The organism is Tetzosporium hominis, from assembly GCF_002265435.1.
Lineage (GTDB): Bacteria > Bacillota > Bacilli > Bacillales_A > Planococcaceae > Chryseomicrobium > Chryseomicrobium hominis.
In genome coordinates this window covers 1-231 of sequence record NZ_NOKQ01000015.1, presented here as the reverse complement: position 1 = coordinate 231, position 231 = coordinate 1, and the positions used below count along the sequence as shown (strand labels likewise).

Here is a 231-nt window from a genome sequence, read left to right as displayed (position 1 = left end):
ATGAATTTTTAGAGAAGATCATTCGGAAATTTTCCGGTGTTGCAAAAGAAAAAAATATAAGTTTACATCAAGACATTTCTCTCACAGAAGAGGAATTTATGTTTGATGAGGACAAGATGGAGCAGGTATTTACCAACTTGATCGATAACGCGCTGCGGCATACTTCATCCGGCGGCAGTGTTTCCATTGCAGTCCATTCTGTGAAGGATGGATTGAAAATTGATATCAAAG

1 protein-coding gene is annotated in these 231 nt (G+C 38.1%); it reads left to right on the top strand.

Going from position 1 to position 231, the window contains the following annotated elements; translation table 11 throughout:
- Nucleotides 1-231 (top strand): ATP-binding protein (locus CF394_RS00040; protein WP_133079762.1); only part of this gene is annotated, 231 nt, incomplete at both ends.